At 35.9% G+C, this 24749-nt stretch carries 20 protein-coding genes; 16 read left to right on the top strand and 4 right to left on the bottom strand.

Annotated features, from left to right (window positions below):
• The 12 genes from murA to IV494_RS06525 all read left to right on the top strand — a co-directional run bounded on the left by murA (position 1) and on the right by IV494_RS06525 (position 13283).
• Positions 1 to 1308, top strand: coding sequence for a UDP-N-acetylglucosamine 1-carboxyvinyltransferase (murA, locus tag IV494_RS06580; RefSeq protein ID WP_196079339.1), 1308 nt, complete (start codon positions 1 to 3; stop codon positions 1306 to 1308).
• A 524-nt stretch (positions 1309 to 1832) separates the two neighbouring features.
• Complete coding sequence (locus IV494_RS06575) at positions 1833 to 2168, top strand: helix-turn-helix domain-containing protein (RefSeq protein ID WP_230379921.1); 336 nt, start codon at positions 1833 to 1835, stop codon at positions 2166 to 2168.
• Positions 2165 to 3079 (top strand): hypothetical protein, encoded by a 915-nt coding sequence (locus tag IV494_RS06570; RefSeq protein WP_196079338.1) that lies wholly within the window; start codon positions 2165 to 2167, stop codon positions 3077 to 3079. Before IV494_RS06575 ends, IV494_RS06570 begins: the two co-directional genes overlap by 4 nt.
• Positions 3079 to 4587: an Eco57I restriction-modification methylase domain-containing protein gene (locus IV494_RS06565; RefSeq protein ID WP_196079337.1), complete on the top strand. Its 1509-nt coding sequence runs from the start codon at positions 3079 to 3081 to the stop codon at positions 4585 to 4587. Before IV494_RS06570 ends, IV494_RS06565 begins: the two co-directional genes overlap by 1 nt.
• A 66-nt stretch (positions 4588 to 4653) precedes the next feature.
• Positions 4654 to 5670 carry a hypothetical protein gene (locus IV494_RS06560; RefSeq protein WP_196079336.1) on the top strand — a complete coding sequence of 339 codons (1017 nt, stop codon included), beginning with the start codon at positions 4654 to 4656 and terminating at the stop codon, positions 5668 to 5670.
• Positions 5648 to 6718 (top strand): NTP transferase domain-containing protein, encoded by a 1071-nt coding sequence (locus tag IV494_RS06555; RefSeq protein ID WP_196079335.1) that lies wholly within the window; start codon positions 5648 to 5650, stop codon positions 6716 to 6718. The genes IV494_RS06560 and IV494_RS06555 overlap by 23 nt, the downstream gene beginning before the upstream one ends.
• A complete protein-coding gene (gene fdhD, locus IV494_RS06550) occupies positions 6711 to 7559 on the top strand; it encodes a formate dehydrogenase accessory sulfurtransferase FdhD (RefSeq protein ID WP_196079334.1) in 849 nt (282 codons plus the stop codon). Before IV494_RS06555 ends, fdhD begins: the two co-directional genes overlap by 8 nt.
• Positions 7549 to 7920, top strand: a complete 372-nt coding sequence (locus IV494_RS06545) for a DUF7009 family protein (RefSeq protein WP_196079333.1) — start codon at positions 7549 to 7551, stop codon at positions 7918 to 7920. The genes fdhD and IV494_RS06545 overlap by 11 nt, the downstream gene beginning before the upstream one ends.
• Before the next feature lie 31 nt (positions 7921 to 7951).
• Complete coding sequence (locus IV494_RS06540) at positions 7952 to 10261, top strand: FdhF/YdeP family oxidoreductase (RefSeq protein WP_196079332.1); 2310 nt, start codon at positions 7952 to 7954, stop codon at positions 10259 to 10261.
• Between the two features lie 220 nt (positions 10262 to 10481).
• Positions 10482 to 11396, top strand: coding sequence for a hypothetical protein (locus tag IV494_RS06535; protein WP_196079331.1), 915 nt, complete (start codon positions 10482 to 10484; stop codon positions 11394 to 11396).
• 172 nt (positions 11397 to 11568) lie between these two features.
• Positions 11569 to 12150, top strand: a complete 582-nt coding sequence (locus tag IV494_RS06530; RefSeq protein ID WP_196079330.1) for a hypothetical protein — start codon at positions 11569 to 11571, stop codon at positions 12148 to 12150.
• Positions 12151 to 12383: 233 nt separating this feature from the next.
• Entirely contained in the window at positions 12384 to 13283 is a 900-nt protein-coding gene (locus IV494_RS06525) for a hypothetical protein (RefSeq protein ID WP_196079329.1), read from the top strand.
• 731 nt (positions 13284 to 14014) lie between these two features.
• Here the strand turns inward: IV494_RS06525 and IV494_RS06520 are convergent.
• Entirely contained in the window at positions 14015 to 15940 is a 1926-nt protein-coding gene (locus IV494_RS06520) for a DUF2207 domain-containing protein (RefSeq protein WP_196079328.1), read from the bottom strand.
• A gap of 4 nt (positions 15941 to 15944) precedes the next feature.
• Positions 15945 to 16499 (bottom strand): LemA family protein, encoded by a 555-nt coding sequence (locus tag IV494_RS06515; protein ID WP_196079327.1) that lies wholly within the window; start codon positions 16497 to 16499, stop codon positions 15945 to 15947.
• Between the two features lie 192 nt (positions 16500 to 16691).
• Between IV494_RS06515 and der the strand changes: the two genes are divergently transcribed.
• Positions 16692 to 17999, top strand: a complete 1308-nt coding sequence (gene der / locus IV494_RS06510) for a ribosome biogenesis GTPase Der (RefSeq protein WP_196079326.1) — start codon at positions 16692 to 16694, stop codon at positions 17997 to 17999.
• Positions 18000 to 18269: 270 nt separating this feature from the next.
• On the top strand, positions 18270 to 18920 hold the full coding sequence (gene upp / locus IV494_RS06505; RefSeq protein WP_196079325.1) for a uracil phosphoribosyltransferase: 651 nt from the start codon (positions 18270 to 18272) through the stop codon (positions 18918 to 18920).
• Between the two features lie 142 nt (positions 18921 to 19062).
• Here the strand turns inward: upp and IV494_RS06500 are convergent, their stop codons facing one another.
• On the bottom strand, positions 19063 to 19716 hold the full coding sequence (locus IV494_RS06500) for a ComF family protein (protein ID WP_196079324.1): 654 nt from the start codon (positions 19714 to 19716) through the stop codon (positions 19063 to 19065).
• Between the two features lie 215 nt (positions 19717 to 19931).
• Positions 19932 to 21401 carry a helix-turn-helix domain-containing protein gene (locus IV494_RS06495; RefSeq protein ID WP_196079323.1) on the bottom strand — a complete coding sequence of 490 codons (1470 nt, stop codon included), beginning with the start codon at positions 21399 to 21401 and terminating at the stop codon, positions 19932 to 19934.
• 177 nt (positions 21402 to 21578) lie between these two features.
• Here IV494_RS06495 and aceB point away from each other — a divergent pair, with 177 nt between their 5' ends.
• Both aceB and aceA read left to right on the top strand, forming a co-directional pair.
• A complete protein-coding gene (gene aceB, locus IV494_RS06490) occupies positions 21579 to 23156 on the top strand; it encodes a malate synthase A (protein ID WP_196079322.1) in 1578 nt (525 codons plus the stop codon).
• A 264-nt stretch (positions 23157 to 23420) separates the two neighbouring features.
• The gene (gene aceA, locus IV494_RS06485) at positions 23421 to 24707 is read left to right on the top strand and encodes an isocitrate lyase (RefSeq protein WP_196079321.1); all 1287 of its coding nucleotides are present in this window, start codon (positions 23421 to 23423) and stop codon (positions 24705 to 24707) included.
• The last annotated feature ends 42 nt before the right edge of the window (positions 24708 to 24749 follow it).

Below are 24749 nucleotides of genomic sequence, written 5' to 3'. Positions count from 1 at the left end.
ATGAGCGGATCTTTTTTAATTAAAGGCGGTAAAAAATTGCATGGCGAAATAACGCCACAAGGTGCGAAAAACGAGGCTCTGCAAATCTTATGTGCGGTTTTGTTAACGGATGATGAAGTACGCGTAAAAAATATTCCGGACATTCATGACGTGAATCGCTTGATAGAAATATTAGGAGATTTTGGCGTGAAGATCACGAAAAACGGACACGGCGATTATACGTTCAAGTCTGATTCTGTGAATTTTGACTACATGAAATCGGAGGAATTCAAACAGGATGGTGCAAAACTGCGCGGTTCTATCATGTTGCTCGGACCGATTCTCGCACGATATGGTGAAGCGTACATGCCGACTCCGGGTGGTGATAAAATTGGAAGAAGAAGACTGGATACGCATTTTCAGGGACTTGTAGAACTGGGTGCTGAATTTCACTACGACGAAAAAGAATATTTTTATACTTTAAAAGCAAAAGAACTTCACGGTAAATTTATTTTGCTGGAAGAAGCTTCTGTCACAGGAACTGCAAATATTTTGATGGCTGCAGTTTTAGCCAAAGGAAAAACCCGAATTTACAACGCCGCTTGCGAACCTTATCTGCAGCAGCTCTGTAAAATGCTGACCAGAATGGGTGCCAACATTTCCGGCATCGGCTCTAATTTACTGACGATCGAGGGCGTTTCCCAGCTTCACGGCACTGAACACACGATGCTTCCGGATATGGTCGAGATCGGCTCCTGGATTGGACTTGCTGCCATGACGAAATCGGAGATTACGATCAAAAACGTCAACTGGAAAGAACTCGGCGTGATCCCAAATACATTCAAGAAATTAGGAATTCAGTTAGAAAACAGAGGTGATGATATTTATATCCCAGCTCAGGAAAATTATAAGATCCAGAAATTCATCGATGGCTCTATTTTAACGGTTTCTGATGCGCCGTGGCCGGGATTTACGCCCGATCTGCTGTCCATTATTTTGGTGGTGGCGACGCAGGCAAAAGGTACGGTTCTGGTTCACCAGAAAATGTTTGAATCTCGCTTATTTTTCGTAGATAAACTCATCGATATGGGTGCGCAGATTATTTTGTGTGATCCGCACAGAGCGACGATCGTTGGTTTAAATCACGAATATCCGTTGCGTGGAACGACCATGATCTCCCCAGATATTCGGGCGGGAAATGCCATGTTGATCGCGGCACTTTCTGCAGAAGGAACTTCTACGATTCATAATATCGAGCAGATCGATCGCGGTTACGAAAATATCGACGGACGATTAAAAGCTTTAGGCGCAGATATCGAAAGGATTTAATTTGACAAATATCTTTCAAGATTTTATACCTACAAAAAGCCATTTCATCATTTGAAGTGGCTTTTTTTTGAGGAGCCAGAAGATTTTCGCTTCTTTTGGAAATAGTTCCCGCTTTTCACTATATCTTTTATTCCACTGCGTTACATAAAAGGATGCCGTTGCAATCGAGGGCTAAAAGTTTGTGTGGTTTTCTTTCGTGGGGGTTTATAAAAGCAGGAGTTGCATATTTTGAATAATTAAAAAGAGGATTTTAAAAAGCGCAAGTTGAGTATTTCTTTAAGTTGTGTATATTTGAGAGTAATCTCCAAATTCTCGAGGCATAGTACAGTTGGTAGTTGACTAACTAAATTAACATAAACCTTAGTAAATTACAGCAGATTTTTAATAAGTAAAAGTCATCTCACACACCAAGACTTTTGTAAAAATGAAATTTTATCAACAGACTGAAGCTTACCCAGCATCCTAAAAAATGGTTTTCTAAAAATTTTGGCAATTTAAAAACTTTGCTTATTTTTGGACAAATAATGTCAAAGCAAAAAATGTCTACTGTCGTAAAAATATCATTTGGAGAATACATTCGGAAACTTAGAGAAAGTGCCAATCTTCCTTTGAGAAAAATTGCAGCAGAGCTAGATATTGACACTTCAACTCTAAGTAAGATTGAAAAGAATGAACGAAATGCGAATGCGCAAATTATTGACGGTATTGCGAGAATTTTTCACATCGACAAATCGGACTTAAAACTTCGTTATCTAAGTGATAAAATTTCATATCAATTACTTAATGAGGAAAATGGGCTTGAAATTTTAAAAGTTGCAGAAGAGAAAATTAAATACCAAAGATTACAAAATAAAAAATGAACATAGACAAGAATATAAAAGAAAGGAAACAGGAACTTTTAGCTTATTTTAGAGACAGAGCTAGTGAATTCTTAGCACAAATTAAAACTCAATATTCAGAAACAGAATTCGGAAAAAGAGCAAGTGCTATTAATAGGGCTTTAAATCAAACAAAAGATAATCTGATAACTACTTTATTACAACAATCTGAAAAAGAAAAATGGACTAACAAAGAAAAATTGGAAGCGATTCTAATGATTACTTATTGTAACATCGTGGTAATGATTGAAAGCCGAAATTCGGTAAGGCCCTATGAATATATGGACTTTTCGAGAAGAGTTGGTGAACTATGGGACCCATTTTGCAAGTTGTGTTTTCATTATCCTATCAACGATCTTTCGCTTTTCGTTCCACCTTTATTTTCGGAAGTGAAAAAGAAAATGACGGCTGAAATTGCAGAATACATTGATAATTTAACCATCACTTACGAAGAAAAACTAGAACTAAAAACGTATTACGACAAAGTTTGGAGTTTGGTAAGTTCAGGAGAAATTCAGTTGGAACTTGACTTGCATTTTTCTCACAACGAGCAAAAATATGTTGTTGATTTTAAAAGTGGATTTGGTTCAAACGAAAAAGGAAATACCAACAGACTTTTGTTGGTTGCAACCATTTACCAAAACCTTGATGACAACTATAAATGTTTACTTTTTGTAAGAGCAGAAGAAAACAACAGCTACTTCAACACGTTGAAAAATTCAGGAATTTGGGAAGCGTATTGTGGAAGCGAAGCCTATCAAAAAATAAGTGAATATTCAGGTTACAACCTGAAAGAATGGACGGAAAAAAATATTGATTGGGCGGCTGATTTCAATGCAGAAACAACTCAACATTTGACAGACAATAATCTTTTACAATATTTACTTTGGTAATGATAGGCGAAGAAAGAAAATATCAAGCATTTTACACCAAATCGACACCAATTGTTGATTATATGGTAAGTAAACTATCGATGGAAGCAAGCGACAAAATATTTGAACCTTGTGGTGGTGATGGCGTATTTGTGGAAGCTATTTTATGTGAAAACCAGTTTGCTTATATTGATATTTGCGAGCTTAACACAAAGTCTGTTGAGGTTTTGCGTGAGAAATTTTCCACCCTACCAAATGTGAATATACGGGAATGCGACACGTTATTAGATAATGAACTAAGTTTTAATTCGTGCTTTGGTGGTATATATGATAAAATCATAGCAAATCCGCCTTATGGGGCTTGGCAAGATTATGAGAAACGTAGCGTTTTGAAAAAAATGTATCCGGAATTGTATTCCAAAGAAAGTTATGGCTTGTTCTTATTTCGTTGCATAGAATTACTGAAGGAGGATGGAATATTAAGCTTTATAATTCCTGACACATTTCTAAATCTCCATATGCATAAAGCCTTGAGAAATCACATTTTGACTAAAACCCAAATTGTGGAGTTGGTCTTATTTCCTTCTTCGTTCTTTCCTGGTGTAAATTTCGGTTATGCTAATCTTTCTATCATCACATTAAAAAAGAAAAATGACTACAAAAAATGTATTGAAAATAGTTTTCCTATCATCAACGGCTTTACTAATGTAGAGCAATTAAACGATATTAACCAAAACACTTTAAAAATATATCAATTTACACAAGAAATTATTTTCAAAAATCCCGACCATGCTTTTTTGATTGCAGAGAATAGCAACGTTTTAAAATTAATTACTCAATCAAAATTCAGAATAGGCGACATTGCCGACTGTGTGACAGGGTTTTACTCAGGCAATGATAAGCGCTTTTTGCAAGTAATTCGTGGTGATTTAAAAAATGGCAAAAATTACTGTTTGGTTCAGACCGAAACTATCAGTAAAGATTACAATAATAACGCTGATATTTTAAATGGAATAGAAAGTGAACAACATTTTATTCCAATTGTAAAAGGTGGAAACTTTAAATATTTAAAGCCAGAAAATTGGTTTATGAATTGGAGTAAAGAAGCCGTACAACATTATAAAACTGATAAAAAGGGCCGATTTCAAAACCCTAAATACTATTTCCGATCTGGAATTGGTGTGCCAATGATAAGTTCGTCAAGCATTACAGCATCTTTAATTGAAAATAAACTGTTTGATCAAAGCATTGTTGGGATTTTCCCAAAAGATGAAAGTTTGACTTATTATTTATTGGCATTTTTTAATTCGCCAACTTGTAATAAATTAATCAGAACCATAAATCCATCAGCCAATAATCCAGCTAATTATATAAAGAAAATTCCAGTTATTATTCCTGAAAAACCTATTTTAGAATTGATAAATGTAAAGATAAAACGTATTGTTGACGCACTAAGGATGACGGGAAGTTATGATGAAAATGAAGAAAGACAAGTTTGGGAAGTGTTTGAAGGAATTTATAAAATCTAATAAATTACAATACACAATCGCGACTATTATTAAGTTGCATATAAACATCACGCAAATTCATCTCCTTTGAACCAACTCAACCTCCGAAAAGATTCCGCAATCAACATTGCAAAACTCACCGCACTTTGGGGCGTAAGTGAAAGTGGCTTGGGTGGATTTTTACACGCCTTAAAAATTCCATTCAGCGGTTTACTCTTAGGAAGTTTTGCCGTAATTATCGTCACTTTTATTGCACTAAATTCTACCAAAAGATTTAGAACAATTCTTCAGGCAACACTTCTGGTGATTTTAATTAAAGCCGTTGCAAGTCCGCATTCTCCCGTAACAGCTTATGTCGCAGTTCTGTTTCAGGGATTTGTTGGCGCACTTATTTATCAAATATTTAGCGTCAGTAAATTTTCAGCAGTCATTTTTGGCGTGATCGCTTTGCTGGAATCTGCACTCCAGAAATTATTGATGATGGTCATCGTTTTTGGAAATAATATCTGGGTCGCTTTTCAGGAATTTTTCGTCGGAATCGCAAAGCAGTTTCATGTGAAATCTTTAGAAGAAATCCCGGTTTTACTGGTCGGACTCTATGTTTTTATTTATTTCATCGTTGGAATTTTTGCAGGCTTAATTGCCCTAAAACTCCCCGGAATATTACAGTCTGAATTTCTTAAAATCGATCTTAAAAATCTTCCAAATCCGGAAGAATTCACGCTTTCTAAAAAGCAGAAAAATAAAACCAGATGGATCACTTTCTCTATTATTTTATTGTTCATCGTCTCCGTATTTTTATTTTCCGGCTCCTTTAATAAAGCACTTTACAGTATTTTACGGACGTTCGCTGCGCTCGGAATTCTGTATTTTGTCGTTGCGCCACTATTTCAATATTTTTTGAATAAATGGAAATCTAAAAACAATTCAAGCACCAATAAACCATTGAATGAAGTTTTAGAATTTCTGCCTCAATATCGAAATCACGCGAAAATAGCTTTCAAACTGGCGGAAAGGGAAACTTCAAATTTTAAAAAACTGCGGCAGTTCATTATTGTCTGGATGTCCTTATCTTTATATTATGAAGGAGGAATTGAACAATAAAATTTATATATTTTCAGATAAAATTGGTTCCGGCAAAACCACTTTACTCAAAAACTGGTTTGAAAATAACGAAAATATCTCCGGATTTCTTTCTCCAAAAGTTAATGGTAAAAGAGTTTTCGAAAATCTCGAAACCGGCGAACAACGTCTGCTCGAAGTTGAACATTCTTCGCTCCAAATTGGCAAATATTCATTTGATCCTGAAGTCTTTTCCTGGGCTGAATCGGAATTATCAAAGCAACTCAATTCTCAAAAAGAATGGTTGATCATCGATGAGATTGGACCTTTGGAAATCAGGAAAGAAAAAGGTTTTCATGAACTTATTTTAAAAATTTTGAATGATGAATCTTCCAATTATCCTAAAATCGTATTTGTTGTCCGCGACTTTATGGTGGATGAATTCATTGAAAAATATCAATTTCAAAATCCTAAAATTTTACCTAAAAACTTTTTTGTCAACTCCGAAACAAAACCAAATTTGTTGGGAATAACCTTGTGTGGCGGAGAAAGCAAAAGAATGAAAACCGATAAAGCCCTTTTAAATTATGGCGATAATGCTCAGTGGAAAAAAGTATCAGAACTATTAAAGCCTTTCTGCGAAGAAGTTGTAATTTCAATTAATGAAAATCAGTGGCAAAACTGGGCTGAAAAGGAAAGTGATCAATTCATCATCGACGATCAAAAATTTCAGGATCACGGCCCAATTTCCGGGATTTTAAGCGTCATTGAAAAATATCCGGATCAAGGATTAATGATTGTAGGAACTGATTTTCCTTTCTTAAAAATGGAACATCTCGTTCAGTTAAACAATGAACGAAGTCCAGTGGATGAAGCAGTTTGTTTTGACGAAGACGGTTTTCTGCAACCTTTGGTTTCGATCATTGAAAAAGAAGCAACAGTAAAACTGAAGAAGTTTTTCGAAGAAGGAAATGATTCTCTGCGGAAATTTTTAGGTGAGATCAATACGAAGAAAATAAAAGTGGAAGAAGGAAATTTCCTTAACAACATTAACACGGAAGTAGATTATTTAAAATTACGCAATGACTAAAGAATTTCAGATCCATAAAATAGGTGATTTCGGCGCAAGAGAATTTCAAAAACCCGACAGTTTAGCGATTGAGGAACCTTTGGAAATTGCTGTCAAACTGGGCAGTTCCGGAGAAAAAAAATCAGTTTCAGTAACCATGAGAACGCCTGAAAATGATGAGGAACTGGCGGTTGGTTTTTTATTTACAGAAGGAATTATTTATTCAAAGAAAAATTTAAACAATCCCGTTTCTTCCCAAATGGAAGACAATAAAATCACCATCAACTTCGCACCCGATTTTAATCCAGATCTTCAAAAACTAAAAAGAAATTTTTATACCACAAGCAGTTGCGGCGTCTGTGGAAAAGAAAGTATTGAAGCAATCAAACAGGTTTGCCGAATTCCCGTTGAAAAATTAGCTGAACCGGTAAAAATAAACACCATATTCTCTCTTCCGGAAAAATTGCGGGATCAGCAAAAAACCTTCGAATCGACGGGTGGAATTCACGCCTCTGCTTTATTTGATCTGGAGGGAAATTTACTCGATCTTCGGGAAGACGTCGGCCGACATAACGCGCTGGATAAATTAATTGGCGCAGAAATTTTAAAAAGCACAGAAAACGAATTCTCCTTAAAAAACAGGATCGTCCTTTTAAGCGGAAGAGCAAGTTTTGAACTCATTCAGAAATGCGCAATGGCCGGAGTTTCCATCATTTGTGCAATTGGTGCGCCGAGTTCTTTAGCCGTTGAAACCGCAGAAAATTTTGGAATCACCTTAATTGGTTTTTTAAAAAATGGAAATGCCAACATTTATTGTGGCGCAGAAAAAATAGACTTTAAAAATATTAGCAATGAAAATTAGAATAAAAGGAAACAGCATCAGATTACGACTGACCAAAACTGATATTCAAAATCTCAAAGAGAAAGGAATTGTAGAAGAAAAAACCATCATCGGAACCCAAGAAATTTTCAAATATTCCTTGGTAATTGATGAAAAAATTTCCACAATTTCTGCAGAATTTCAAGCCAATAAGATTACCGTTTTTTTATCTAAAAATGAAGCAGAGATATTAACGGAAACTGACGAAATCACGGTTGATGGATCTCAAAATAATGGCGAGGAAAAAGGACTGTTCCTGTTGGTAGAAAAAGATCTGCAATGTCTTGATATTACGCGTGAAGATCAGGCCGATATGTACGAAAATACCAAAACGCACTGCTAATAAATTTGTAACTTCCTTAAAATTTTAGATCGTGTCAGAAAACAACCACAACCATCCCAACGAAGAAAATCCGGAAAAATTTTCAGATATAAAAGTTTCTAAAGCCGAAACGTATGCTGCAGGAATTCCCGCAGTTTTAGTTTCTGCACAACACATTCTGGAATCGATGGATGCTGTTCGCGGATTTAAAGCTTTGAATCAATTGAACACTTTTCACGGTTATGATTGTCCCGGTTGCGCATGGCCCGATCCTGACGATGAGAGAAGTCCGGTCGCAGAATATTGTGAGAATGGTGCAAAAGCTGTGGCTGAAGAAGCAACGACGGATTTGATTTGGGAAGATTTTTTTGCGCTTCATTCCGTCGAACAATTATCGCAACTCGATGATTATCATATTGGAAAAAGCGGCAGAATTGCGCGTCCCATGTATTTACCGGAAAACGGAACGCACTACGAACCCATTTCCTGGAAAAATGCTTTCGTGAAAATTGCGGAAAAACTGAACGCTTTAGAAAGTCCGGATGAAGCCATTTTCTACACTAGCGGACGAACGAGCAATGAAGCGGCTTTTCTTTACCAGTTGTTCATCCGGGAATATGGCACGAACAATATGGCAGATTGCAATAATATGTGTCACAAAGGAAGTGCGGTTGCGTTAGAAGATACTTTGGGAATTGGCAAAGGTTCTGTAACGCTGGAAGATCTTTATGAAGCCGAAGCGATCATTATTATGGGTCAAAATCCTGGCACGAATCATCCAAGAATGCTTTCTGCCTTGAAAAAAGCGCGGGAAAATGATGCCATGATCATCGCAGTGAATCCTCTGAAAGAAGCTGGACTGCAAAATTTTGGTGATCCACAATCCTTCAAAGGAATGTTGGGTGGAACGGTAGAAATTGCCACCGATTATCTGCAGGTAAAAATAAATGGCGATATGGCTTTGATGCAGGCGATCGCAAAATTTTGGTTTCAGTTTGAAGCTGAAAATCCGGGTCAGGTTTTAGACCACAAATTCATCACGGAAGAAACGCATGGTTTTGAAGAGTTCAAAACGCATATTTTAGCGCAGGATTTAGAAGCTTTATCCAAACAGTGCGGAATTCCATTAAGTCAGATAAAAGCCGTTGCCGATAAATTAAAGTTCAAAAATAAAATAATTATTTGTTGGGCGATGGGTTTAACGCAGCACAAGAATTCTGTGAAAACCATCAAAGAGGCGGTCAATCTTATTTTGATGAAAGGCAGCATCGGAAAACCCGGCGCCGGAACTTGTCCCGTTCGTGGTCACAGCAATGTGCAGGGCGACCGAACCATGGGATTATATGAAAAACCCGAAGACTGGTTTTTAGAAAACCTTGAAAAAGTTTATAATTTTGTTCCTCCAAAAAAGTATGGTTATGATGTGGTAGATTCTATCAACGCCATGCACAAAGGCGAAGGAAAAGTCTTTTTCGGTATGGGCGGAAATTTCCTCAGCGCCACACCGGATACCAAATACACGGCAGAAGCTTTGCGCAATTGTCAACTCACCGTTCACGTCTCCACGAAATTGAACAGAAGTCATTTGGTCACCGGCAAAGAGGCGATTATTTTACCAACGTATGGCAGAAGTGATCAGGATTTTCAGGAAGGAATTCAGCAGTTCGTTTCCACCGAAAATTCCATGGGCGTTGTGCAACGAAGTCAGGGCAATTTGTCCCCGATGAGCAAACATTTACTGAGCGAAGTCGCCATTGTTTGCCATTTGGCGAAAGAAGTTTTCGCCGGCAAAACAAAAGTAAACTGGATGTCTTATCACAAAAACTACGATCTCATCCGCGAAGACATCGAAAAAGTGATTCCGGGATTTGAAAATTATAATGAAAGAGTTCGCCAAGATGCAGGATTTTACTTACCCAACACTGCCCGAAAAGGAACTTTTCCCACCGATACTTCAAAGGCAAATTTCAGCGTTTCCATCGCCGATGTACCGGAAGTGAAAGAAAATGAATTGCTCATGATGACCATCAGAAGTCACGACCAGTTTAACACCACGATTTACGGAATGAATGATCGCTACAGAGGAATCAAAGATGAAAGGCGTGTCATCTTTATGAATGAAAACGACATTGAAAAACGGGGTTTAAAAAAATTAGATGTCGTCGATCTTTACAATTTCCATGACGACAAAGAACGCGTTGCCCGAAAATTTCTGGTCATCCCATATTCCATCCCGGAGCAGTGTTGCGCCACCTATTTCCCGGAAACCAATGTGCTGGTTCCTATCAAATCTGTTGCGGATGAGAGCAATACGCCGACGAGTAAATCAGTGATTATTGAGGTGAGGAAGTCGTCTGAATAAAATTTGAATTTTAGGAGCGAGAAGATTTTTGCTGCTTTGAGAATCCGATCCCATCTTGTCCGAAGACGAGAAGGCTAAAAGTTCTTGCGACTTTTTCTATATTTGATTTTAAATAAAGTCTAATATTTTGCATACTTATCCCCGAGAACTTGGTTGGATTTGTCTTCCGAAGTAAGAGATGTATAGCAATTGGTGGCAATGTTAAATAAAAATCGCAAAAATGAAGAAATACATAATCATATTATTTATAGTTTTTATGTCACAGATTAAATTATTTTCTCAAAAACCTGAAAAAGTAATTATAGATAGTACACATTATTATTACAAACTTGTACCTAAATCAAAACCTATTGGAACAATAATTATTCTTCATGGTGGTTCAGAAGATGCTGAAGGAGTAATGAATCAAATTACATTAGATGAAATTGCTTTAAAAAATAATTTTATTGTTATTTTTCCAAATATCGAAGATGACGATTTTAAAATGTCAGTTTCACAAGAATTATTGAACAATATTGCAAAACAAATAGTTGAAAAGCATAAAGTTTCAAAAGACAAAATATTTCTTGGTGGGCTTTCAGGCGGTGGAATGCAAACAATAACTTATACTGAAAAAGCAATTAGAGATAAAAATACTTACTTTATACCTAAAGCAATATTTGCACTAGATCCACCACTTGATTACGAAAATATGTATTATCGTTATCAACGAGAAGTAGAAAGAAATTTTTCTGAAGTTGGCGTAAACGAAGCGAAATGGTTTTTGGAAGAAATGGAAAAAAATCTGGGAGGAACGCCTGAAACTGCGAGAGATCAATATATTCAAAATTCAATGTTTTCGTACCGGCAAAAAGATGGTGGAAACGCAAAATATCTTTTAAATATTCCAATTAAAATTTATACAGAACCAGGAGTAGAATGGCAACTCAAAAATAGACATAGAGATTTATATGACTTGAATTGTGCGGACATTTCAGCAATGATAAATTTTCTGCAACTCAAAGGGAATAAAAAGGCAGAAATTGTAGTTACTCACGACAAAGGAGTTAGACCAGATGGAACAATACATCCTCATTCTTGGTCAATTATGGACTCAACAGATTGTATGGCTTGGATTTTAAAACAAATGAAATAAAAACACTGCCACCAACATGATGTTTCTATTAGCGGGTCGGAAGTTTGTATCATCAAGATTTTTGCTAATTGTTCATTTTGTTATATTTACAAAGACTTGTTATAAAAAGTCCCCGCCAATAGAAATACCCAACCGTTATGTGCAACTCTATCGAAAATTTAGCATTTTACAGATGAAGTATTTAAAAATTACATATCTAATTTTTTCAAATTTTCTTCTGATTTATTTTACACATAAATTCTTTTTCCACGCAAAATTAAGTGAATCTTTACTAGATTTATTATTATCAATTTCTTGTTTTAATTTTGGTTTTCTTTTACTAGATTATTTTAGAAAATTTGACCGAAAAAATCTTTGTTTCTTATTTTCAGAATGGATTTTAGGAATTATTTTAATATACTTTCTACAAATTCTAACAAGTGGGAAATCTGAAATTATATATTGGATTCTAATAATTATTGGTTCCATTTTAGGTGGAATTTTGACAGTAATTAATTTTTCTAAAACTTTCTTGATAAAAATAAGCATTAAGAAATATTTATTAAAACTTGTAATTGTTTCTTTGACTTTTCCGCTAATTAAAATTTTTTATTTTTCAGTTGTTTACCAAAAAACATTTTATGATTTAACTTTTTTTGCTTTCATACCGGAAATACTGATTATTACAACTTGGCAAATTTTTAACTTACTAGAATTGAAAAAGGGCTGTAATAAGATAGGTTTGGCAAAAGTTGGGTTTTTTCGCTTCGCTTGAAATTTTTTGTATATTAGAAAAGTGGTTTTTCGTTCGAGGATTATTTTATAAAAATCCCCACCAACAGAAATATCCAACCACTTACTGCAATTTTCCGGAAGCGATTGTGTTATGAATCAGCGTAGATCTATAAAACCCAAATAAATAATAAATATTTTCTTTTTCTTATCGTGATCTTATTTTCTTGTGAACAGGAACCAAAACAAATATTTGGAACCTGGTTTCATTTAGGATTGAATCAAACAGAAAATACTTATTACGATGAACTTAAATGGAATTCTGTAAAATCGGAATTTTTAAATTTAGAAAACAATCCAAATCCTACAATACTTAACCAAAGAACTGACCTCTATGAAAAATTGGATTTGAAAAAGGGCAATACTTTTACAAGTCAACTATTTGATTTAAAAACCAGTTTACCATTTAATGGTACACAAAAAGGAACTTGGAAATTAGAAAATAATAATTTAATACTAACTATTAAACAAAAAAATGAGGAATTAAAAAGGATATATCTTGTACAGGAAATATCCAAAAGTAAATTAGCCTTAAAAATTATAAGAGAAGTAAGTATAGAAAAAGGAAAACAAAATACCATTTATGACCTATCAAATAAAGAAAAATCTTTCAACGGTATAGTGAACGAAATTGGAATTGACAAAAATGAATTTCTTTCAGAATCGGGAGAATATTTTGATGATTTTTGGGAATTTCGGAATTTTGGAAAATATCAGGTTCTTTCAAGATGGTTAAAGCAAGGAGATGATATTTCTAAATACAGTGAATCAATTAAAGATATAATAAACGGAAATTGTTGGAATTATATGCCATACTATGACCCAATATTTGAAAATACAAATCAGCGCTTGATATTTAATAAAAATAGAGAATTAATAATTCGGTACGGAGATTTATCTTCAAGAAATGGAGGTTGTGGCACTTTAAGTAATGAAGATTATAAAGTTGATTGGGAATGGAATAAAGGAAAGAACACCATCACTATTAATTTCAACAATAAAGAAAAAATTCCATTTGAAATATTATCTTTATTTCGTGAAAAGGAGCTGAAAACAGCGAAATTTAAAATAATTGCAAAAAATGATAAAGTTATGATTTGGGAAAACATTGAGTAAAAAAAACTAGCGCTAACAACAGTTTGGCAATATGGCTGATTAAGTGCTAAATCCAAGACTTATGCTTTTTTACTAATTCAGTGCTTATAGAAAGTTCCGGCTTCTTTATCTGCACCATCGCAAAGCCGAAAAACTCTAGCGGTAATTTCACAGAACCGACCCCAAAAAAAATTACCAAATGAACAATATAGAAAAAGATCTAAATGAATTTTGCAAAGCAAGTGTTAGCCAAAGATCAAAGATGAATTGGCCTCATCATAGTTTACAATTAAATTTCCAAAAAATGGAAAGGATATAAAAATCTCATTCGAAGAAAATTATATGTCCACTCCAGAATTTTTTGAAAAAAACTATTCAAAGTTTATAAAAATGAAAGAGAAGAAATATATCTGGAATGTAACAAAAGAACAATTTGAATAAAGGCTTGAAAATTTTGAATTAATAGGTTTTTCATATGGTAATTCTGATGGGCAAGGTGTAATATCGACAACGGATTTTAACTTATCAACAGGAATTAGAATTGAAAAATCTGAACGTTATGACACAGACAAAATTTTAAGTAACAGAAAAAAGAAAATTTTAATCAGACCATTACCAAAACTCCAGGATTTAATACCACTGGAAAATGAATTGTACTGAAAATAAAAATCATCAACTTATTTTATCATAGTCAATCGAAGCTGTTCCCAAGATTCCTAACCTCGCCAAGCGCGGCGCTTTTACTTAAGTTTTTACCATCCGCCAACGCCACCACCGCCACCGCCGCCGCCGGAAAATCCACCGCCACCACTTCCGCTGCCGGAACTGGAAGGTTGCGTAGAAGAACTCGCAATCGATTGAGACAAGGATGAATTCAAGGAACTTGCAAAATTCATATTCATGACAGATGCACCCACAAACCAGTTTGATTGGTATTGCTGAGCTCCCAAAGCTGATTTTTTCAACATATTCTGGAATTTCTCTCCCCAGATTTTATCAACTCCCAAAACCATTGCATAAGGCAACATTTTCTCAAAAACAGCTGGAGTCATTTCCGGTGGATTATGAAACTGCAACGTTTTTTCTTCCGCAGTTCCCAGATACATTTTAAAACCTTCGATGAGCGACTGGGTTTCCAGTTTTTCCGGACTTGGCTGTTTGATGAGGTATTGAAAAAGTACGATCCCAATAAATCCTACTATCAAAAATCCGTAACACGCATAAAAGTTGAGATTTTCCAGTCTGTCTTTGTTTGCTAAAAATGCGCTCGAAAAAATAAATATTAATCCTGCGGCTACAATTCCAAAGATCCATCTTACGACTTTGTACCTTTCAAAGGCTAAGGAGAACACAATGGAAAGAACAAATAAAAATACACCTAAGAAAATTCCGCCACCGAGATAAGAATCTTCGTAGCTAAGTTTATAACTGAAAAATAATCCCAGTCCGTACAATGCGATTATTGCGATAATGGGTAGTAGTAATTTGCTGGTGTTGTTCCCTTTTTTTAAAAATCCATCATGTTGAAACTGTAGATTCGCTTTAAAATCATTTACCGCATTTTCAATTTTAGAACTGTACTGCCCATCGAACGCAAGCGAATTTGAGCCGCCCGGGAAGAATTTATTCATTAGATTAATTTCCTCTTTTGGTAAAGTCTGATCGGGCTCTTTTGTTTTTTCTAAAGTGTATTCTTTCCCACCGAAAATTCCTAAGATCCGTTTGTCTTCTTCAATGATCTTTATAAAACCTTTGATGGCAAGACTTACGATCGCTGCCGAAATCATGTGACCTGAATAATATTCATTTTCCAGATAACCTAAAGACGCAGGTGAAACATTTTGAGGCGCATTAAACTGCGGATAAACAACAGGTTTTTCCGGGTCGATGCCGTATTTTTGCCAACTCGTATAGAAATAAGCCAGTAATCCTAAAGCTCCTAAAAGCAGAGCTGCTAAAATGCCATATTTTTCTAAAAATCCTGGCGGTGGAGGTGGCGTGAAAATTCCTTTTTTAAATCCAACCGCAATTGTTAAACCTTCATTTTGCTGAAGATCTTTTGCGGACCATTGGAAAGAGTTTGAAGAGATTTGATTACCGGTACAATTGGATTTATTCGAGCCGTAACTTCCAGTATAACAGGAGTTTTGGATGATTTCAGCATTTTCCGGCAAAGTGACTTTAGCAGAGACTTCATCAACCGTGAAATTCGATGCAGTGCCGTTGACATTCCAGTAAAACTCATCGTAATCCTTAAAGAAACCGATCTGATCGGAGGTTTTGTAGGTCAGTTCATATTCGTAAACTCCGGGAGTTAATATGATGTTTTTATTTCCAAAATAAATAATGTAATCGGAACTTTGATTTTCAGTATGATAATCCTCTTTTATGCCATTTTTTTTGACTGAAATCAGCTCATATTTAATTCTGATTTTTTTGCCATTGATATTTCGCCAGAGTGGGAGCGAGCGTAAAATACCTCTGCGGATATTGATCCCTTCTGCATACACTTTGATTTTTTCGGTAACCGTTGTTTGAGCATCTTTTGAGATAACGATATCGGAATCAAAAGAAAGAATATGCTCATAGTTTTTCTGGGCAGAAGAATCTGCCACAAAATCCTGTGCAGATCCAAACCCGAAAATCAAGAGTAGAAATGCAAAAATTAAACGTTTCATTTTTTTAGAAAGTTACGGTCGGTACTGCTCTTTCAGCCACGTTATCCAGTTCAAAGAAAACAGACTTGGTGAATTTGAACATGTTTGCAATAATATTGCTTGGGAATGTATCAACCAAAATATTATTTTCGCGAACCGTTCCATTATAATATCTTCTGGATTTCTCAATATCACCTTCCAAAACAGAAAGTTCTCCCTGTAGTTGAAGGAAATTGCTGTTCGCTTTTAAATCTGGATATTGTTCTGCAACAGCATTCAGATTCATCATGGCCTGATTCAGATTTTTTTCGGCAGCTTCTTTTTCCTGAATTCCGTTTGCACTCATCGCTGCAGCTCTGGCTCTGGTCACGCTGTCGAAGGTCGCTCTTTCGTGCGTTGCATACCCTTTTACAGTTTCAACCAAATTTGGGATCAAGTCGTGGCGTTTTTTCAACATCACATCAATACTGCTCCAGGCTTCCTGAACCATTGTTTTAACTTTAACCAGGCGGTTGTAAATACCAATTCCGTACATGAAGAAAAGCACAACCAGCGCCACAATTATTAAGATAGCAATCATAATTTTAATTTTTTAGTTTTTTTTTAGTTTTAATGATTTCAAAACCTCCTCAATGAGTCAATTTTTCCGTGGAGAAGTTACAAATATTAGGACAATTAAATTCTACTTTAAAAAAAAACTATCTTTGCAAAAATTTTTGGGCTCGAAAAGTTCGAGTAACCCATTAATAATAATATTATTAAACAAAATTTTATGTCGAATATCGTCGCCATAGTAGGACGTCCCAACGTTGGGAAATCCACCCTTTTTAACCGTTTTCTAGAACGAAGAGAAGCAATTGTAGATTCTACAGCTGGAGTTACCAGAGACCGTCATTACGGAAAATCTGACTGGAACGGCGTTGAATTTACCGTTATCGATACCGGAGGTTATGAAGTAGATACTGAAGATGCATTTCAGGGAGAAATTATCAAACAGGTTGAATTAGCCGTTGATGAAGCGACCTCGATCATCTTTATGCTTAATGTTGCTGAAGGTTTAACCGATACGGATATCGAAATTCACGAAATGTTACGCCGATCCAATAAACCAGTTTATATCGCTGTTAACAAAGCAGATTCTGCAAGAGAAGAATTGGCTGCTACTGAATTTTATCAACTGGGAATCTCAAAATATTACACCTTATCTTCTGCAACAGGTTCCGGAACCGGAGAATTGCTGGATGATATCGTAAAAGAATTTCCTACCACAGATTACAAAGATCCTTTCGAAGGTTTACCAAAAATTACGATCGCAGGAAGACCAAATGTTGGAAAATCTACTTTAACCAACGCACTTTTAGACAAAGAACAAAATATTGTAACCGATGTTGCGGGAACAACGCGTGACTCGATCCAAACTTTATACAATAAGTTCGGACATGAATTTGTTTTGGTTGATACCGCTGGAATGCGTCGTAAGGCCAAAGTAAAAGAAGATCTGGAATTTTATTCAGTGATGCGTTCTGTTCGTTCAATCGAGTATTCTGACATCGTGATCATCATGGTTGATGCGACTTTAGGTTGGGAATCTCAGGATATGAACATTTTCGGACTGGCTCAGAAAAATAGAAAAGGAATCGTGATCGTGGTGAATAAATGGGATCTTGTTGAAAAAGAAACCAATACAACCCGTGATTTCGAGGAGCAAATTAAAGCAAAAATTGGTCAGTTCACCGACATTCCAATTCTCTTTATTTCCGCATTAACGAAACAGAGAATTCTAAAAACTGTTGAAGTTGCGATGGAAGTTTTTGAAAACAGAGCAAAGAAAATTAAAACTTCTAAGTTGAACGAAATTATGCTTCCTGTTTTTGAAAAAACGCCGCCACCAGCTTTGAAAGGGAAGTACGTGAAAATTAAATATTGCGTACAGTTGCCAACTCCAAGTCCACAATTTGTGTTCTTCTGCAATTTGCCACAATACGTGAAAGAAGCTTACAAGCGATTTACGGAGAACCAACTTCGAAAACATTTCGGATTCACCGGAGTTCCTATTGAAGTTTATTTCCGTCAAAAATAATTATTTGAAGAAGCAACGTAACTGTTGCTTCTTTCATTTTCACACCCGCTTTCCGCTCTATCTTTTGCTCCACTTCGTGTCGCAAAAGGATGCCGCTGCAATCGGGGCTAGAATCTATTTTAATTTTGAATTTCGAAGATTTTTAAACTTTTTTCCCAAAAGCTATATTGCATATTGTCGAGCTTAGGAAAATTAAATGCATTTTACCCTGAATTTATTTTTGAAAAAAATTCACAAAAATTTCCGACCTTTGCACCCTAATAAAAAGCTATGATTACTGTTCTTTCCGACAATTTTTCTCTCGTAAATACGTGGATCAACGAACTTCGAAACGTTGAAATTCAAACAGACCGTTTAAAGTTTCGTCGCAATATGGAACGAATCGGCGAAATTGCAGCCTTCGAGATCAGCAAAGATTTAGAGCAAAAGGAAATCGAAATCACGACTCCTTTAGATAAAATAATTGCAAAAGAAGTTGCAGTTCAACCCGTGATCACGACTATTTTAAGAGCTGGAGTTCCCTTGTTTCAGGGGATTTTGAATTATCTGGATAAAGCAGATTGTGGTTTTGTTGCCGCTTACAGAAAACACGATGCAAACGATTATTTTTCCATCAAACAGGATTATTTAACCTGTCCAAGCATCGATGGAAGACCTTTAATTGTTGCTGATCCAATGTTGGCAACGGGTGCAAGTTTAATCGAAGCCATCAAAGATCTACTAAACCACGGCAAACCGACACAACTTCATATCGTTGCAGCAATTGCTTCTCAACAAGGAGTTGACACGATTCAGAAAGCCTATCCAGAAGCAAAAATCTGGGTTGGCGTTATCGATGAAAAATTAACTTCCAAAGGATATATCACTCCAGGTTTAGGTGACGCCGGAGATTTATCTTACGGTGAAAAACTACAGAAATAATAATCTGCTGTTTCGTATTTCATTTAAAAAAAATCCTTGTAGATCTGTGAAATCCGTGTGGATAAATCAGCGCACAGATTTCACAGATGTGAACAGATAAATATATTGTTAAAACTCCTTCTCTTTTTGAGAGGGATTTTTTTTAATCCATGGCCATTACCAAGACACTCACTTTATTATTTCCAGCGTTCAAAATTTCCCAGGCGACAGCACTCATCGTATTTCCTGTCGTGAAAACATCGTCAATAATTAACACATGTTGATTTGAAATTGGAGAAGTAATGGAAAACAGATTCTCATTAAAAGTCCGCTGCTCACGGCGTTTTTTCGCCTGTGCTTTTTTATAGAAATTCCTTTTAATCAACTGATGATCACAAGGAATATTCAATTTTTTAGAAAGCGTATCAGCAAAAAGATGCAACTGATTATAGCCCCGTTCTTTTAATTTTTTGGGATGAAGCGGAACCGTTACCAAAAGATCTGGTTTCAGATTGGTAAGATCTATTTTTTCTAAAGTCCAGTTGGCAATGATCTTTCCAATTTTCTCCCGTTTGCCATATTTCAGCTGATGAATAATTTTTTGACTTGTACTTTCTTCTTCGAACTGCATTAAGGCAAAAGCCCGTTCGATGGGAAAGAGCAGGCGGCATTTTTCAGTTAAAAGATTGCTTTCTAAAAAGTGCTGATGCGTAAAATAGATTTGATCAAAACACAGTTCGCAAACCACTTCATCCGTATGAATGATTCGATTGCACTCAACACAACGATTCGGGAAAAGTAGATCTACTAAAAACATACTTCCTTTGTTTACTGAAAGTTACGATTTAGTTTTTAAAACCACAAAGTCACAAAAGTCTTTATGGCAAAAACGAAAACAAAAAAAATCAATTACCTTACTTCACAATGGTCAGGAAAATCTTTAGATTTTCACTTTGTGAACTTCTATTCATTCATTGTTCAGCTTGCTTTTGTGACTTTGTGGTTAAGAAAGTTGATGTCAATTTAACGTGGTCACAGTATTTCCTTCCGAATTTTCTGAATAGACTTTTTCATATTTTCATTAAAGATTTCCTTCTCCAGTCTTATTGGCGGCGCTTGTCGAACCTCACAATCAGGAATGCTGCAAAACTCACACGTCACTCCAACATTTACCGTTTTGATCTGATCACTTTTTGCAAATTTTATTTTCTTCAATGAATTTGAATTTAATAAAATACCAATGCAATAACTTCGGTTCGTTCCGTCAGAAAAAGGATTTTTTTGGGAAGTCGAAATCACGAGATAAGTTAAACCGCTGTCTTTATAATGAGAGATCTGCGCGTCGGTCAATTTCTCGTTTTCTTTCAAATTTGAAAGATTTTTGACTGCAACCCAACGTCTGCAATAGTGTTCATTCGTCGCGTTGGCGTGTGGAGCTTGTTGCTGATTGAGATGCAATTCCTTTAAAATTTGAATCTTATCCGTATTTTTTTTCTTCGTGAAACAGAGGTAAAATAAATCTTTAACACCCAGTTCTTGCGGCAGAATATTAGTTAAGCGATAATAGAAAGTTTCCGGAGAATTGGTGAATTCTTCAATCAAATTTTCAAAAAGTTTCGGATCCCATTCAGCATTTTGAAAAAACTCACTGATTTCTTGTGCTAAAATTTCTTTTCGAATCAGTAAACACCCCGCAAAATAAGACGCGTAGTAATTGTTCAGTAATTCTTCGAAACTCGTAAAGTCTAACCAGGAATAAGTATTTGGACGCGGATTTAAATTCAGGATATTAAATCCAATTTCTTTTGCCAGGATGAAGGTTTTTTGATCTTCATCTAAAAGTTCATTTAATAAAAGGAGTTTTTTCTCGGGAATATAAAGTGAACGTAATTTCCCGGAAGCGCCATATTGTTCCAGATCCAGAGATTTGATCTCATACTCAAATTCTTCTTTTAGAATAACCTCAAATGCTGCAGAATTCGGCTTAACAGAAATGTTGTTTTCGAGAATATATTGCTTCGCTTTCTCCTCAATTTCTGGGAAATAATTATCATATAATTCCTGAAAACTTCTGATCACAGCAAAGTAAAATCGCTCTTTACTTAAATTATAGTTCTTAGAAATTTCAATTAAAGTATTAATAAAAGCCGTTACTTTTTTGGGCGCATCACTGATGATACTGATGAGGTTATTTTTATTAATTCCAAAAAGATCGAGCGGAATTTCTTTAAAAAAATCAGATTGCAAGATCTCTGTAATCGGTGCTAAACTTTTATCCAGTTTTGTAGAAACCAGATCATCATAATTACAGCTTAATGCTTCAGCTAATTGTGCGATTTTATCATGCTTCGGATATTTTTTACCATTTTCAATTTCGTTTAAATATGATTTGGAAACCCCTGTCGCATTCGCAAGATCCTGCAAAGAAAAATTTTTCTTCTGGCGGAACTGCTTCATTTTCAAGCCGAAAACTGTTTTTATAAAATCACTGTCGTTTGCCATTAACTAAAAATTAATTTATACTATTTCTAAATAGATCGTAGAATACGATGAACACAAAGATAAATAAAATTAAGCGATTGTTCGCATAATAAAATATTAAATTAATTAGCGAACGTTCGCTGTTGGTGAATATTTTTTTGTAGGTTTGTAATACCAAATCATTAAAGTTTACACAAAATGGAAACGGCAATACAATTTCAAATTCTTCCTCAAGAACAATACAGCGACATTTTTACCACAGAATTAGTGAGTTTTTTAACGGAACTTCATTCGAAATTTAATGATGAGAGAATTGCGCTTCTACATTCTCGTAAAATGAAACAGGTGGAATTCGATCATCACCAACTTCCTAAATTTTTACCTGAAACGGAAGAAATAAGAAATGGAAATTGGGTTTGTAATCCTTTGCCAAAAGATCTGCTTGATCGCCGTGTAGAAATTACGGGACCTGTAGAAAGAAAAATGGTCATTAATGCTTTAAATTCCGGCGCCTCCACTTTTATGGCAGATTTTGAAGATAGCAATTCTCCGACCTGGGAAAATTGTATGGATGGTCAGAGAAACCTGTCAGATGCAGTCAACAGAACCATCAGTTTTAAAAATGAAAATGGTAAAAAATATGAATTAGCTGAAAATTTAGCCACGCTTTTAGTTCGTCCAAGAGGTTTGCATTTAGCGGAGAAAAATATTGAGTTGAATGGTGAAAGAGCTTCTGCTTCCTTAATCGATTTCGGAATCTACTTTTTCAGAAATGCTAAAAAATTAATGGAGAACGGAAGCGGACCTTATTTTTATCTGCCAAAATTAGAACATTATAAAGAGGCAAAATGGTGGAATGATGTTTTTAAATTTTCTCAGGATTATTTAGAAATTCCCCACGGAACAATTAAAGCAACAGTTCTCATTGAAACGATAACCGCAGCTTTTCAACTCGATGAAATTTTATTTGAATTAAAAGAACACAGTTCTGGTCTAAACTGCGGACGTTGGGATTATATTTTTTCCTACATCAAAAAATTCAGAAATCTTCCCGAATTTTTAGTTCCGGACAGAGATCAGGTGACGATGACTTCACCGTTTATGAGTGCTTACTCGAAAAGAGTTATTCAGGTTTGTCACAAAAGAAATGTTCACGCGATGGGCGGAATGGCCGCTCAAATCCCTGTAAAAAATAACGAAGCAGAAAATGAGATCGCTTATGCGAAAGTCCGCGCTGATAAAGAACGTGAAGTAAAAAACGGCCACGACGGAACTTGGGTTGCACATCCAGGGTTAGTTTCTGTCGCCAAGAAAATCTTCGACGAGTTTATGCCAACTCCAAATCAGATCGATAAAAAATTTGAAGAGTATAGTGTCTCAGAAGAAAATCTCCTTGAAATTCCAAAAGGAACCATTACTGAAAAGGGTGTAAGAAAAAACATCAACGTCGGAATCTTATATATAGAATCTTGGTTAATGGGAGTTGGAGCAGCTGCTTTATATAACTTAATGGAAGACGCTGCAACCGCAGAAATCTCCAGAACCCAAATTTGGCAATGGCTAAAAAACGAAGCAAAACTGGACGACGGCAGAACATTAATGCCCGAAATGGTTTTGAACTGGCAGGAAGAAGAACTGGATAAAATCAATAAATATGTTGGCGAAGAACGCTACAAAAATGGAAAATTCGAATTGGCGACCGAACTTTTTGATGACCTTATTCTCAACGACAACTTCGCAGAATTTCTGACTTTGAAAGCGTATCAGTTTATTTAAGATACAAGGAAAAAGTAAAAAGAGCCATGTAGGGACATGGCGTGACTTGTCTATTAACGAATAAAAAATATACAACAGCAAAAGTTGCAAATGTGCATACTGAGAATTAAACCAAAAGTAGGAAGTAGTTAAGTAGCCTTTTCTGAGTGAAACGCCTTTGCGATCGTAATTTTTAAGAGTACAAAGTAAAAAAATCTTTGTCTCGTCCTTAAGACGAGATTAAAATAATAGCCCACAGAAAAAACAAAACAAAAACAAAGCGATATGAAAAAGCAAGAACAGATCCAGCAACTGGAAAAAGAATGGTTAGAAAGCCCAAGATGGAATGGTATCAAAAGACCGTATTCCGCAGAAAAAGTATTGAAACTTCGGGGATCTTATAAGCTCGAGTACACGATCGCCAAATTAATGTCGGAGAAATTATGGGATCAATTGAACACCCAGGATTTCGTGGCAGGTTTAGGCGCGCTCACAGGAAACCAAGCCGTACAGGAAGTTGACGCCGGTTTAGAGGCGATTTATCTTTCAGGATGGCAAGTTGCGGCAGATGCAAATTTGAGTGGCGAAATGTATCCCGACCAAAGTTTGTATCCTGCGAATTCAGTACCGTCGGTCGTGAAAAGAATCAATAATGCTTTATTGAGAGCAGATCAAATTCAGACCGTTAATAATATTAATGAAGCGAATTGCAAAGATTATCTAGTTCCTATCGTAGCAGATGCAGAAGCAGGTTTTGGTGGAAACTTAAATGCTTTTGAATTGATGAAGCAAATGATAGAAGCAGGTGCGGCCGGAGTTCACTTCGAAGATCAATTGTCTTCCGCAAAAAAATGTGGACATTTAGGGGGAAAGGTTTTGGTTCCAACTCAGGAAGCTATCAATAAATTAGTTGCCGCTCGTTTGGCCGCCGATGTTTGCGGCGTTCCCACTCTTTTAGTCGCCAGAACCGATGCTGATGCAGCAGATCTTTTAACCTCAGATATTGACGAGAGAGATCATAAATTTGTAACTGGCAAAAGAACCTCAGAAGGATTTTATCAGGTGAAAAATGGAGTAGAACAGGGCATCGACAGAGGTTTAGCTTACGCACCTTACGCCGATTTAATCTGGATGGAAACTTCAAATCCTGATTTAGATTACGCGAGAAAATTCGCTGAAGGAATCCACGCAAAATTCCCCGGAAAAATGCTAGCTTACAATTGTTCACCTTCTTTCAACTGGGCGGCGAAATTATCAGTTGCCGAAATGGAAACATTCCGCGAAGAATTGGCCGCAATGGGTTACAAATTCCAATTCATCACTTTGGCCGGCTTCCACGCTTTAAATACTTCAATGTTCGAATTGGCTTTAGCCTACAAAAAACGCGGAATGGCAGGTTACAGCGAACTTCAGGAAAGAGAATTTGCTTTACAAAAAGAAGGTTTCCGCGCGGTGAAACATCAGAATTTTGTCGGAACTTCTTATTTTGATGAAGTTCAAACCGTCGTAACCGCTGGATTGTCTTCTACAACTGCTTTGGCTGGATCAACTGAAGCAGAACAGTTCCATTGATCACCATAGTTTATATTTTTTTAATTGTTACGAAATCCTTCT

The sequence above is a fragment of the Kaistella gelatinilytica genome (assembly GCF_015679325.1).
In the GTDB taxonomy this organism is placed as follows: domain Bacteria; phylum Bacteroidota; class Bacteroidia; order Flavobacteriales; family Weeksellaceae; genus Kaistella; species Kaistella gelatinilytica.
The sequence above is the reverse complement of the archived record's forward strand: the minus strand, read 5'-3'. Positions and strand labels throughout refer to the sequence as shown.